General features: G+C 41.1%; 13 protein-coding genes. 9 read left to right on the top strand and 4 right to left on the bottom strand.

The genetic code is table 11. From position 1 onward, the window contains the following. Positions 1-46: 46 nt before the first annotated feature. Genes K345_RS0116430 through K345_RS0116405 form a run of 6 tightly spaced genes read left to right on the top strand, consistent with a single transcriptional unit; the run spans position 47 to position 6,102 of the window. Positions 47-577 carry a hypothetical protein gene (locus K345_RS0116430; protein ID WP_028975088.1) on the top strand — a complete coding sequence of 177 codons (531 nt, stop codon included), beginning with the start codon at positions 47-49 and terminating at the stop codon, positions 575-577. A 6-nt stretch (positions 578-583) separates the two neighbouring features. Next, entirely contained in the window at positions 584-1,606 is a 1,023-nt protein-coding gene (locus tag K345_RS0116425) for a metallophosphoesterase (protein ID WP_083963826.1), read from the top strand. After that, positions 1,599-3,452: a serine/threonine protein kinase gene (locus tag K345_RS21555; RefSeq protein ID WP_053228409.1), complete on the top strand. Its 1,854-nt coding sequence runs from the start codon at positions 1,599-1,601 to the stop codon at positions 3,450-3,452. Before K345_RS0116425 ends, K345_RS21555 begins: the two co-directional genes overlap by 8 nt. 8 nt (positions 3,453-3,460) lie before the next feature. Beyond that, a complete protein-coding gene (locus K345_RS0116415; RefSeq protein ID WP_028975086.1) occupies positions 3,461-4,336 on the top strand; it encodes an FHA domain-containing protein in 876 nt (291 codons plus the stop codon). Beyond that, the gene (locus K345_RS0116410; RefSeq protein WP_028975085.1) at positions 4,336-5,709 is read left to right on the top strand and encodes a VWA domain-containing protein; all 1,374 of its coding nucleotides are present in this window, start codon (positions 4,336-4,338) and stop codon (positions 5,707-5,709) included. The genes K345_RS0116415 and K345_RS0116410 overlap by 1 nt, the downstream gene beginning before the upstream one ends. 15 nt (positions 5,710-5,724) lie before the next feature. Beyond that, positions 5,725-6,102, top strand: a complete 378-nt coding sequence (locus tag K345_RS0116405) for a hypothetical protein (protein WP_028975084.1) — start codon at positions 5,725-5,727, stop codon at positions 6,100-6,102. On the opposite strand, the gene K345_RS21550 is transcribed toward K345_RS0116405, so the two are convergent. Then, on the bottom strand, positions 6,048-6,905 hold the full coding sequence (locus tag K345_RS21550; protein WP_083963825.1) for a pseudouridine synthase: 858 nt from the start codon (positions 6,903-6,905) through the stop codon (positions 6,048-6,050). The genes K345_RS0116405 and K345_RS21550 overlap by 55 nt on opposite strands. Beyond that, positions 6,811-8,454, bottom strand: a complete 1,644-nt coding sequence (locus K345_RS0116395; RefSeq protein WP_028975083.1) for a hypothetical protein — start codon at positions 8,452-8,454, stop codon at positions 6,811-6,813. Before K345_RS0116395 ends, K345_RS21550 begins: the two co-directional genes overlap by 95 nt. Before the next feature lie 129 nt (positions 8,455-8,583). On the opposite strand from K345_RS0116395, the gene K345_RS0116390 reads away from it, so the two are divergent. The 3 genes from K345_RS0116390 to K345_RS0116380 are packed head-to-tail and all read left to right on the top strand — an operon-like array spanning position 8,584 to position 11,697. Then, on the top strand, positions 8,584-9,531 hold the full coding sequence (locus K345_RS0116390; RefSeq protein ID WP_053228407.1) for a metallophosphoesterase: 948 nt from the start codon (positions 8,584-8,586) through the stop codon (positions 9,529-9,531). A gap of 20 nt (positions 9,532-9,551) precedes the next feature. Then, positions 9,552-10,508 carry a hypothetical protein gene (locus K345_RS21545; RefSeq protein ID WP_053228406.1) on the top strand — a complete coding sequence of 319 codons (957 nt, stop codon included), beginning with the start codon at positions 9,552-9,554 and terminating at the stop codon, positions 10,506-10,508. A 43-nt stretch (positions 10,509-10,551) separates the two neighbouring features. Beyond that, the gene (locus tag K345_RS0116380) at positions 10,552-11,697 is read left to right on the top strand and encodes a carbohydrate-binding domain-containing protein (protein ID WP_028975081.1); all 1,146 of its coding nucleotides are present in this window, start codon (positions 10,552-10,554) and stop codon (positions 11,695-11,697) included. A 72-nt stretch (positions 11,698-11,769) separates the two neighbouring features. Here K345_RS0116380 and K345_RS21540 read toward each other — a convergent pair whose 3' ends face one another. Then, positions 11,770-12,582 carry a hypothetical protein gene (locus K345_RS21540; protein ID WP_053228405.1) on the bottom strand — a complete coding sequence of 271 codons (813 nt, stop codon included), beginning with the start codon at positions 12,580-12,582 and terminating at the stop codon, positions 11,770-11,772. A 20-nt stretch (positions 12,583-12,602) separates the two neighbouring features. Beyond that, positions 12,603-13,298, bottom strand: a complete 696-nt coding sequence (locus K345_RS0116370; protein ID WP_028975080.1) for a hypothetical protein — start codon at positions 13,296-13,298, stop codon at positions 12,603-12,605.

The raw sequence follows: 13,298 nt of genomic DNA, 5'->3' as shown, positions 1-13,298 counted from the left end.
CCTACATTATGAATCAAGAATTAAGCCAATGTCAGGAGGAAATACGATGGGTGATAATTTTCAACAAATTCCAGTCAAATTACAGGATCATATTAAAAGACTGGTCAAAATAGCAGGTCTTCCGGATAACGATGATAGTCTTGAACTACTAAGCGGAGGGTGGCTGGAAAAACAGGAAGCCTTTGAACAAGAGCTAGAGAAACTAGGACTTATCACGGTAGAGGAGCTGGCCAAGGATGATCCAAAAGGAGCCCTGGTTCTCACTTATTCAGGTTCCTTAGTGAATATTGGACCATTAATGGAAGGCAATCGTAAGGCTTCCTATGCCAGCATCGGCCTAAGAGAAGACGTTCCTGAAGCGGCAGAAAATGCGGACTCTGAATTAACAGAGGACATTGTTATAGACGGAGAAGTACATTTTTCCAAAGGACCAATCAAGAAGAGTTCTCCTATCTATCAGATAGCTATTCTAAAAGAAGATATGGATCCTGCCGATGAGGAAAGTATTCTTGATGAAGCAACAATGATCATTACAGAGAACTTTATTGAAGTAAATAAAACAATGGTGGTTGATTAATAGATAATGACCGATTACAAGAAAATGCTGGACCGACTAAAAACTATCTTCTTTCGCAAAAAAGTCCTCGATCCTGTGAGTTATTTACAAAAAGTGGATCAAGTGAATGGGATCCTGATGACTGAGGATCAGGATATGCGTCCTGTTGATCAGGGAGGTCTGCCCGGAGGGTTAATAAAACTCCTTCCTGTCGAGACGATTATCATTCCTGATCTTCATGCTCGCATGGACTTTATTCTATCCCTTATGGAAGCTTGTGACTTTAACGGAAGTACAGTATTGGAACGGCTTACCAGAGGGGACCTTCAGATCGTTTGTGTCGGTGATGGTTTCCATGGGGAAGGACGAGTCAGGAATCGATGGCTTCAGGCTTTCGAAGAATTCCAGGGAGGATTCCGAAAACATAAATACATGGATGCAGAGATGAGGGAAAGCTTAGGGTTAATGGAAATGATCATTGAACTCAAGATCGCTTTTCCCCAGCATTTTCATTTTCTGAAAGGTAATCATGAAAACATAGCCAATGAAAATGGTAATGGGAACTATCCCTTTGGCAAGTTCGCCATGGAAGGACAAATGGTAACCGACTGGGTTCAGATGTATATGAGTGATGATTTTTTTGCCAGCTACTATGATTTTGAAGCAAACCTGCCTCTAATGGCCTTGGGAAGTCACTTTATCGTCACCCATGCCGAACCAGCCCGTTTCTACAACACAGAGGAAATCATCAATTACCGAACGAAACCGGAAGTTATCTATGGTCTAACCTGGACAGCAAATGAGGAAGCTGAAAAGGATAGTGTCAACCGAAGTTTGGAACACTTTCTGGGAAAAACGGATAAGGTCTTCCACTTTGGAGGCCATCGTCCCATTGCAGGTAGCTATTTTACAAGAGCCAATGGTAAATATGTCCAAATCCACAACCCAAACCGATTTATTGTAGCTTGGCTTCCTGTGGAAGGAAGTATAAACTTGGATACCCATATCTTTGAGATACCCAATATTACTTTAAAGGACGATTATGCCTAGGATACCTGAAGAAATAGGAAAATACAAAGTAGATTCTCTGGTGGCTAAGGGAGGAATGGGCGCTGTCTATAAAGGACATCACCCTACTCTTAATACAGAGGTCATACTCAAAAAACTTACCTTAAGAGGTAAAAAAGCCATAGCAGAAAGGTTCAAAAGGGAAGCCCGTCTGATGATGGAATTCAAACATGAAAACATTGTTGACGTGTATGACCACTTCAAAGAAGGAACCAGTTACTACATCGTTATGGAATATGTAGATGGAACGGCACTGGATAAACTCCTCAAACAAGAACGCTACCTTTCAGAGGAAATGGCTTTATTAATATTTTATGATTCCTGCCGGGCTCTGCACTATGCCCATAAGAAAGGGGTCGTTCATAGGGATATCAAGCCCGGGAATATCCTTTTAAGCCGAAGAGGCGAGGCCAAGTTAGTGGATTTTGGGATTGCCTCCAGCAGAGAAGATCAGGAAGAGGGCTTAACCCAGGATGGAATGACCCTGGGAACCCCCTCCTATATGGCACCGGAACAATTTGAAAGCACAAGGACAGTGGATCTTCGGGCGGATGTGTACTCCATGGGGGTTATGCTCTATGAGATGGTTACCGGGAAGAAGCCCTATCCCGGATCCTTTAGTGCGGAATTATTAGGTCAGATCCAGAAAGGAAAATACACAAACCCCCGTAAGGTAAATCCTCAGGTAGGCAAACTAAGCCAGAAGATCATTAAAAAGTGTATGAGTCCCAAAAGGGAGAAAAGGATTAAGGACCTAAGCCGTGTGATTAATCTTTTACAAAGGCATTTCCGTAAGAAAAACCTTTCAGAGCTTCGTAAAAAACTCCATTGTCTGGTAGAAGAAAAGAAATACACACCACCAGAACCAACGAAGAAGTTCCAAAAACTAAAAAAAACCATCCTTGTGGCCTTAGGACTGGGAGCTCTGGGATTATGTGGTTTTGCCCTCTTCAAATTAGGGCTGCATAATGAAATACTGCCTAATACAAGATATGGCGCCCTCGTTCTGCAGGCAGAAACCCCCATAGATGACCGTCTTCCCCAGGACCACTTTATATCAGCGATTATTTATCAGGATAAGGACAATGAACCTATTAGGATAAATGATAAACCCTTGAACTTTCACCTTTTGAAATCAACACCGGAAGACAAGTTCTATACATTCAAGTCCCTCAAACAATATCTACCTGCAGGAGAATACCGGATTAAGTTCATACTGGATGACCAATTGAACTGGCATACGATTACCCTTAATCCCCGGCCTGTTCAGAAACAGGAGATTCATACAAAGAAGGGGCGTATTGTTTCGATCAAGAAATCCTCGAGCCGGGCTCTGCCTCTGACGACAGAGTTAAAATTCTGGGATTACTTTACCGGGGAAAACCTTACAGGACCAGCTCAGGTTTATATGTTCACTAATGGCAAATGGCTGCCTTTAACCAATAGTCGAAAAGCCGGTCTAATGACAGGAGAAACCTATCAATTCCGTGTTGTTCTTAAGGGATATACTGAAAAGTACTACCATTTGATTGTCGAAACAAACCAGACAACCCTTCATTTGGAAGCGGCCCTCTTACCAGAAAAGGGGTCCTTAGAGATAAAGATTCCTACTAAAGGGTTTCGTTGGACGATAGAAGGGGATCAACGCAAACTTCCAGAAGGTAAAATTAAAGGAACCCAAACCCGGGAGCTGAGCCTCTATCCAGGGGAATATCAACTGACCCTGACCAGAGCCGGTAAGAAAATAAAAGAAAGTCTACTCATAAATGGCGGAAAGTCAGTGACGAAAGAAGCTCTTTACGACAATAAGATCCTGACTCTTGAATAGGAGGTTACATGTCAACTTTTATTAAACGATTACTGATTGTAATCGTTGGCATACTAGCCGGTGTGGCAGTATGGCCATTGATGGAAATAACAATTAGCTTTCAAAGGGCCTTTCCCAGCTATCTCATATCTATCCTTGTTCAGGGATTACTCATTGGTGCTGTTATGGGAGCCTTCCTGGGAAGTGCTGAAGGTTTACTCACCAAGAATAGTAATAAAACCAGTACTGGGGCCATCATCGGAGGGACGATTGGTGGTATAGGTGGAATTTTAGGATTCTTTCTAGCCCAGAACCTTATTCTTTTTGTGGGGAACCTTCATATAATGGATGAGAGTCTTCTTAAGACTTTTGGCTGGATTATCCTGGGAATGTTCATTGCCATAGGAGAAGGAATACGTTCCAGATCTATTAAGAAGATACTAATAGGATTAGGTGGGGGTATCATTGGGGGCTGTGTAGGAGGATTGTTTATTGAAAAATCTGCCGAAATAGCACCTCATTTTATTTATAGCCGTCTCTTCGGTCTCATCATATTTTCTGGAACAATCGCTCTTGCCTATAGTCTGCTGGAATCGGGTGTTACCTACGGCGTTATTAGGGTCTTGAATGGGAAGTTCAAAGGAAAGCAATTCCCTCTGGTCAGATCCAAGTCTCTCATTGGGGCAAGCCGTAAAGTGGATATAAGCTTGTCAGGGTATACAGGCTTAGCCCAGGAACATGGGGTGATTCAGAAGAAAGGTAAGAAGTTGTATCTCCTTTCTTTGACCAAAACCCATCCTCTTCTTCTTAATGAGCATCCTGTCAAAGAACAGGAACTCAAATGGGAGGATGTTATCCAGGCAGGTGATCTTAAGCTGCTACTGACCTCACTAGGAGGACAATAATGAATAAAATACTAGCTTTTCTTTTTATAGGAATCAGTGCCTCTCTGGGGGCTATTAACGTTAATCTTAATCAGATTGACACAGCACGTCTGCTCTTGAATCAGGAAGTGGATCTGTATTTTAGTGTAACAGATGGCGATTCCTCCCCTCTTAAGGATATCACCATCGATCAGGTAAAGGTATCAGAAAGCTATGATGGGGGTGCCTTTGATAATCCTAAAGTCCCTTTACAATTAACCAGAATGGCTGACTTAGACAGGGGTATTAACTTCTTCTTCCTTATTGATAACTCAGGAAGTATGTATGACGGTAAGGGGGAACTTCCTGCCAATCAGGCCAAGAATGCCCTCCTCCGCTTTGCCGGATCTATCTCCAATCCAAAGGACACCATTGGATTAGCCAGCTTTAATACCCATTATGTACAGCATATTGAACCGGGAACACATGATAGGGTCTTGGGAACTTATCTGGATAGTATTATTAAACCAGAGGGAAAAGACGCTTACACAGAATTATTTTGGGCTATTGATTTGGCTTCCCGGAATATGACCGATGTATATGGACGTAAAGCTCTTATTGTTTTATCTGACGGTGAAAATTTCAGTTATACAGAACATTTGAATCAACCTCATCCCGAGTTCGGTGAAGTCCAGGGAAGCTCTCTTATTTCTTTGGAAGCTTTGAAGAAAGCAGGGGTTAGTTTGTTTGCCATCGATTTTGGTGGTCACGGAGATCCTGCCTTACGGGAGCTGGCCATTAAATCTGGGGGAACCAGTTACAAAGCCTATAACCAAGAGGAATTACTGGGAGTCTATAAGGATATCAAAGAAAGAATCCTAACAGAATACGTAGCCACCTACAGAGCTAAACAGCCAAGAAGTGACAAACAATTTGTTAGAATCGACATCGATTATGGTCAGGAACAGAACCGGGCAACCCAATATTTTTATTCTGAAAACCTAATGGGAGAAGCCGCTCTAGCAGATCCCCTGCCATACCTGATATTATTTCCCTTAGCAGGTTTAGTTTTATCCCTCATTGGTTTTATCAAATGGGAATCAGCAGCCAAGGTTGCAGGCTTAGAGGTTATTGGGCCTAATAAACGTTCTGTTAGCTCAGGGACAATTGCCCTTAACCAGGCAAACACCGTTATTGGAAGTTCTACAGAAGCTAATCTTACCATTAGTGGCCAACCTTCTATAGCCGATGAACACGTGACTGTTATGAGAAATGATAAAACAGGGGACTATACTCTGGTATCTAAGTCGGAAGTTATGGTAAACAATAATCCTGTTAAGAAACGAAAGTTAACTTCCGGAGATGTTATTAACATTGAAGGAACGACGATCGTTTTCGATGAGCCTAAGAAATAAAGAAAGGAGACGGTCATGGTGGAATGGTTAGTGAGTTTTTTCCCCGTATTGGTGGTGGCTATATTGATTTTCAATATCTACCAGAAGAAATACGGAGAACAGGGAATACAAAAAAGGATGGCTACATTTTTCATGGCCGCAGGGGTACTTGGTTTATTCGCTGTCATAACCTTTCTGAAGCATAAAGGCTTACCCGTTTACTATGCTATGATTTACCTTGTAGCAGTGGTGGTTTCCTTTATCCTGAATCGTAAAAGAGCCTGGCCTTACAAACTCAAATGTGAAGTCTGTGGTCAAAGACTGGGATGGGAAGATGTTTTATTCCTTGATGGGAACACTCACTCTTCCTGCAGGCCTGTTCCTACCGAATCTATTGAGGAAGCCACAGAATAGGAAGTCTGGATATTCCATTCTTCCTCTAGTCGCTCTTGGAGAGCTTCTTTATCAAAATCGTTAAATAAACCGGTAATGGATTCCATAGGAGGAGCAAATAATCCTATTTGTTCCTCTGTCAGGGGATGCTCCATCCCCAGAGCAAAGGAATGCAATAAGAGTCTATTACTATCAAAATGATCACGGAACAAATAATTATGACGGGAATCCCCATAGGTGGTATCTCCTATAATGGGATGGCTTAGCTTTTCCATATGGATACGAATCTGATGTCTTCTCCCTGTGTGTGGCTTTACAAGGAGGAGAGTAAGTCTTGTGGTTTCGTATCGTCCACAAGGAAGGGGAAGTTCTATCCTTTGGAGAGGTTCATAATAGGTTTGAGCTTCTACCCTTCTTAAAGGACCATCATTTTTGATGGTTTTAATGCTTTTATCAATAAGACCTGCTTCTTCTATCCATCCTCGTACAACAGCAAGATAGGCTTTATTTACCTGTCTTTCACGGAAGATACTTCCTAATTGAGCTGTTATTTCCGGATTCTTACCAAAGAGAATAATCCCGCTAGTGGCACGGTCTAAGCGATGAATAGGATGAAGACTTAGTTTTGTCTGCTCCCTTAAAAGACCTACCAATGATATGCGATCTGAGGATATAGCCGAACGATGAACAAGTAATCCCGAAGGCTTATGAGCCGCTAAAAGATTGTCATCATGCCAATAATGTATAGGGAATGTAGGAGAGGCCTGTTGTTTTAACATCTTCTGTTGTTGGATTATTGTTTCTGGTTGGTTCGCTGGGATCATTCATAGGGTTATACAATAGTGCTGATATAATAGCAATAATCAGAGGAATAAAGAGAAAAGGAAGGATTTTCTTCCAGTAACGTGTCAGACCACCTAAGCTTTGGGATAGTCCTTTCTTTGTTTCTGGTGAGATTTCTGTTTTATGTACATTTTCTGCCTCTACAGGGGGAGCCTTTTCTGAGGGATCTTTTCTGGAGGGGGCCTTCTTTCTTGCTTTCTTTGGTTTTCTGGTTTCTGAATCTTTTGTATCCGCAGTTGTAGTCTTTTTGTTTATTCCTGTCCTGGTTTCTAAGTGTTTTGCCTCTTCTATTTCAAAGAGATCATCTATGGAGTCCAGTTTGATCCCATCTTCCTTACCTGCTTCCTGATACGCTTTGTAGCTTGTTGTGCTGTTCTCTTCCCTACTTTCTATTTGAGGAGCTTTACTATCCTTTGAAGTTTTATAGTTTAAACCTTTTGATGTATCTTCGAGGGGATCATTTTCAATGGTAGTTTCAATACCTGTGGTGACTGGTCTAGGTTCCTCCAAAGAAGGAGTACTTGCTTTGGGGGTGGACTTTTTGCTTTGAGGAGCCTCTGTCTCATGTTCCTCCGATGCTATTCTATCCCATTCAGGGAGAGGGGCTCTGTCCTGTTTTTTATCCCCTCCCTGATTTGAACTAATTCGTAAAGATTCGAGATCCTCTCCTTTACTGCTATCTTGTTCCCGCTCCAGGGAGATACCCAAGCTTCCTCTATCAGCAGCTTCCTGATGATCAGAGCTTTGATTATCCCGATTATTTAATTCAATATTACGTCTGTCTTCATAGGAGATGTCGAGAAAGTTCTTTCTCGATTTCATCGTATCCTGTTCTAAACTGTGAAATTCTTCGGGGACGTTTTCTTCTGGTTCTGGGACATCCTCCCCTTCCAGAGTTAGGTTTCTTAAGGATTTAAGTGATTTATGACTTAATTTTTTGCGGATATCAATAAGCTTTAGATTGGCAATGGTCGCTAAATTAGGTGGCAAGGGTAATTGAACTTTAGACAATATAATATAGAGAAGATCCCTGTTCTGAGCACTGAGATCGGGACGGCAAATGAGCCCGGATAAATACAATATGGCTTCACTTCCTCTCTTTTTCGGAACCCGCTGGAAACCTCTGGCGATTCTGTCATAGCTGTTGCGTATATCAAAGACGACTCTCGAAGTAATGTCATAGATGAGGTCTTCCGGTAATGGGGCGCCTTGAGGGAATAGGTGGGTAATCAGGAACTGGAAATCTACCACATAGATCTTGTTCATTAGGTAGTCCACTGTTTTTTCTGTGATTCTATCCAGATCAACCCCTAACTTGGAGAGCAATATGAGAGATATGATAATCTCTTCTTTTGAGCTATCTGCTTGACGCATTTTTAAGTAGAGAGCACTTTGAAGAGCTTCTTTCATCTTGCCTTTAGCTTTTTTGATAACCTCTGTGATGAGTGCTTCTGTCTGGCTGGTCCATTTGTAAAGATTGGCCACGTTATAGAGTTCTTGTAGTTTATCCTGCAAGTCCTTTGTTATCATTTATATCCTCTCCTTATAATTATCGTAGTTATAGCCCCAAAAAGGAAATATTTTTTGACACTCCCCCTCGGGTGTACTTTAATTTAAGTTAGGAGTGCGTTCCTATTGAACAATTCCGAAGGAGATTATATGAGTGAATCCCTTCCCAAACGAGGGAGTATGGCGATGCTGGACAAGGTGCTTGAACTACGGAAGGCCCTTCCTGCTAAGGTCAGACCTAGGACAGCAGAGAACAAACCTGGAGCTCTTATTGATTTTAGGGGAATAGCAAAAGAGTATTTTATCGTTGGAGATCTCCATGCTAATTTGCATAATTTCAAATGCATATTAGAAACAGATGATATAGAAAATAAGCTTGATCAGGATAAAGCTATTCTTATATTAGTGGGCGATGTTATTCATGATGACCGTACAGGATATCTAACAGAGATGGAACCAAGCCTGGAATTATTAGAATTAGTTCTAGAATGTATGGTCCGTTGGCCCCAGAATTTTATATTCCTTCAAGGCAACCATGATACTTTTAACCACTTACTTGTTAAAAGCGGGATCAAACAGGCTAAGTATTTTGATGAATTTTTGGTCGCACACAGAGGTGAGGAGTACAGGAATAAGGTGGAGGAGCTGTTCAATACCCTGCCCCTTTTTATCATGGCAGATGCTTTTCTTTGTGTGCATGCCGGTCCCGTCAGAGGAGGATGTACAAGAGATCATCTTATTGAAATCCGCCGTTATGAAACTGATGCCTTTCAGCTCATGTGGAACCGTATTAACACCATTGGATCCTTAGCTAACAACAAAGAATATACAGAAGATGATATTAATAAAACTAAGGAGTTATTGGGAGTCGATCCGGATATTTATTTTATTGTGGGTCACAATCCTCTGTATAACCTGGGTGGAGATGAATCGGTTTGGTTCAATATTATGGGGGCTAAAAACTATATCATTATCTACTCCTCAGTACAGGAAACCTGTCCTATCATCAAGTTCAGTAAAAACAGTTATGAACATGAATTGATTCATGTAGACCTCAAAATTCAAAAAAGCCGCTTTTTTCTAGGAGATATCTATTAATTAGCCATTGGAGGGGTTTTATGGCCAAAAAGAATTTCGATATTGCAAGTGAAATATCTAAAGATGAACGTTTAACAAAAATGCTGGACTATCACACGACCTTTGAAGAATCATTGGAAAAGTTTTCAACCGATGATTTTCTCGAACCGGATGAATATATGGACATACCGTTCTTTGCTACAACGAGAGACTATATAGGAGCTTATGAAAAGGAAGATCCTAATGCTAAGTGGATCATTAAGAAAATCCCAAAAGAGGAAGCCCGGCAATTCCAGTTTGGGGAGATCTGTTATTTTCTTAACTACTTTACAGGAAATACAGCAGCGCCCTCTTTGGTAACAAAACTGGGAGGAGAGTATTATCGGGCCAGTAAGATCATGATTAGAACGGAACAGCTTAGTGGGGCACCGTATCTGGAACAAAAGGTGATGAGAGACCAGTTAGCTTTGGATCTGATTAACAGCTGGGTCACCTTTGATGAGGACCGTAATCCTAATAACTACTTAATCTATTACACTCCTGGCAACTTCCCTATCATCATTACAATCGACTTTTCCAATGTAGATCTCATGGATACTAAAATGAAAATTAAAGGGACAAAGGATACTTTTGGCTGGGAAAGGCCTGGTAAAACCAGATATATGACACCTTTAAAGACAGAATTGTTTTATACCTATTCCTGGGATTTCTTCAAAAAACGTTTTGATGCTTTTGACTCTATTCAGAAGAAAGATCTGGAGAAGATCTGTAATCATGTTTTTAAGGATGTTCCTAAAGGGGAGAGAACAAAATTAGCTGATACGATCACCGCCAATATTATGAAAAGACGTGATTACATAAGAGATTATTTCTATAGCTGGTATGGAGATGAAAAGATAAAAACTTTACAGGAACGGTCTGTTCATGAAATGCGAGAGGAATATGGCATTATGGGTTCCAGCTTCCTTAGTACACAGGAAGATTTTGAGAATGAGTAACTAATTATTATACTGAATATAGATCTAATTAAGGAGCGCTAATATGTTTCCTAAATATATGAGTATATTCAGTATTTTAATTATTGTGGGCGTCACAGCCTCTGCCCAGAATAGGGAGGCCCCTCGACAAGAAAGAGACAATTTTGTGGACCGGGAAATCAAAGGTTCTCTGGTTAAACGTTCAGAATTGTTTACCATCCAGGATTTTGACAACACCGTCAATGAAGAGGACCTGATCACAGTCCCATTACAGAACCATCAGGACTATACAATTACCTCTTCCGGGAGTTACTACCTTAAGGGGGTACACTCTGATACGACTATTATTATTGACCTGGCTAAGACCTCGGCTACAGTACAGCTTGTTATGGAGGATCTGAGTATTAATAACAAGGATAAACCAGCCCTTTGGGTTAAATCCAAAACAGCATTGTTAATCAACCTGAGGGGTTCCAATTCTCTTACTGGAAAGCAAAGTCATTCCAGTAGGTATAAAGAGGCCAAAGGGCTTATTTATAGTCCTTATGATATTACTTTCAAAGGAAAAGGTTCTCTCTTGATTAATGCCCAGGCCAATGATGCTATAAAAACAAATGGAATTGTGAAAGTAATAGGTTCTACATTAAATATTCAATCCTACAAGGATAGCATCGATGCCGAAGGAGCTATTCGTCTACTTAATGCTCAAATCAGTCTTGTATCCCAGAAAGATGGTATTAGAAGTACAAGTGACAAGACCCCTGACAATAGTTACCTTTATATCAATAATTCCACCATAGAGCTTTCTACTGTAGAGGATGCTTTACGGGGGGATAGTTTTGTTCAGATTGATAGTGGATTTATTAATATTGCTGACAGTGGAGAAGGAATTGAAGGAACGCAAGTCCAAGTCAATGGAGGCACGATTAATCTATATGCAAGAGATGATGGAATTAATGCTTCTAATAAGTCCTCCCGTTCTATGTTGATACTCATTAAGGGAGGTAATATTAAGATAAAAATGGCTGAGGGTGATACAGATGCCTTGGATTCTAATGGCGATCTCCATATTCTAGGAGGAATTCTTAATATTGAAGCCCGCTCCCCCTTCGATGCGGATGGAGAGTTCCTTTTCAAGGGTGCTGTCGCTACCGTTAATGGTCAAACAGTCGATGAAAGCAATTACAGGCAGTTCAAAAGCCGTTGGTGACTGGCAAGTTCTGTTGGGATATAAAAAAAGTCCGGCACCCTAAGCCGGACTTTTCCATTAGTAATAAGATTCTTAGTCGTCCTTTTTAGGAGCCGCTTTCTTAGGTGCCGCCTCAGCTTTAGGCTTGGGAGGAGTAGCGGAATCACCTGCTTTTGGTGGTTTTGGATTTGCAGCAGGACCGCCCTTTTCTTCCTTATGATCGATTTCGTTTCTGGGTGCCACTTCAAAATCCTGATAACGCATTCGTACCAGAAGAACTTCTGGAATAACTTCCTTAAGTTTCTTATTAGCATCAAAGAAGAAATTACGTATCTTGGAAGAGTGAATGGCAATCTCCTCTGTCTGAGCATCAATGGAATCCTGTCGTTCCAATTGACCGATCTTATCCAGTATATCGAGGATTACACGATTCAAAGAATCCTCTTGTCCTTTTTCTTCATCAAGGTGTTTACCTAATGAGTTTAAGTCTGACACGGACAGACTGTAGATATTGTATCCATCTTCCGGACTGTTATACAGAGCCTGTAATACTCCCAGTATAATAGACAGAGTTTTAGGGTACATTCCTCCAGGATGTCGTTCTGCAAGTAAGGCGAACATAGCCTGTGAGATCTTTCTATTAGGTTGAATAGAGCTAAGGAAGAGAAAGGGATCTCTGTCTCCTACAAGAGCATCAATAACCCAATGGTTTCCTATCTCCAGGACTTTGATGAATAAGGGATAATTCTCGTTTGTTAAACCAGTTTTACTTAGGAAACGAGAATATGTAATTGCCGCTTCAACAGCTTCTGAAGTACGACAGGCAAGAATGCCGTTCAACATACTGTTTTCTATATAACCAATGTCTTCATTGGTAAAAATTCTTTCTTTATCAAGAATAATCATTACCTTTTACTCCTTTGCTCTTAGTTTACGAAAACTTTGGTAGGTGCGATTTCCTTGACAAGGTAATCTGATTTAACCAATAGAACCTGAGGAATAGCATCTTCAAGCTTCTTACGTCGATCAAAGAAATTACTTCTAATGAGCGTAGCTTGTCGAGCAACTCTTTCCATAGCTTCGTCTCCGATACCTTCGAGAAGACTGATCTTATCAAGGATATCCAATATAACCTGATTAATAGGATCCGCCTGACCAAGGTCCTTATTTAAGTGCTTACCTAAGTTGTTTACATCATTGATGGATACTGGGTGAATGTTGTATCCATCTTTGGCATAACAATAGGCAACTTGTAAGACTCCAAGCGATATGGCAAGTGTCTTTGGATAGATTCCACCTGGATGCCAGTTGGTCAACAATCTGAAACAGGTAGATACCAAATGCTTGGTAGGCTGTATGGGGGTCAACAGTAGAAAGGGATCTCCTGAACCGATGAGCTCATCAATAACCCAGTGGTTATCGATTTCCAGAATCTTTAGAAAAAGTGGGTAGTTCTCGTTCGTAAGGCCGCTTTCTCTGAGGAACCGAATATATGCGATAGCGGCCTCAACTCCTTCACTAGTTCGACATCCGAAAATGTTGTTTATGATGGAGTTTTCCACCCTCGCTATGGATTCCAGTGACCATACTTTGTCGGTGAATTCGTCGTTTTGTGCTGTCAT

It is taken from the genome of Spirochaeta cellobiosiphila DSM 17781, from assembly GCF_000426705.1.
Taxonomy (GTDB): Bacteria; Spirochaetota; Spirochaetia; order DSM-17781; family DSM-17781; genus Spirochaeta_E; species Spirochaeta_E cellobiosiphila.
Note: the sequence above shows the minus strand (reverse complement) of the source record. Positions and strands in the feature narration are given on the sequence as shown.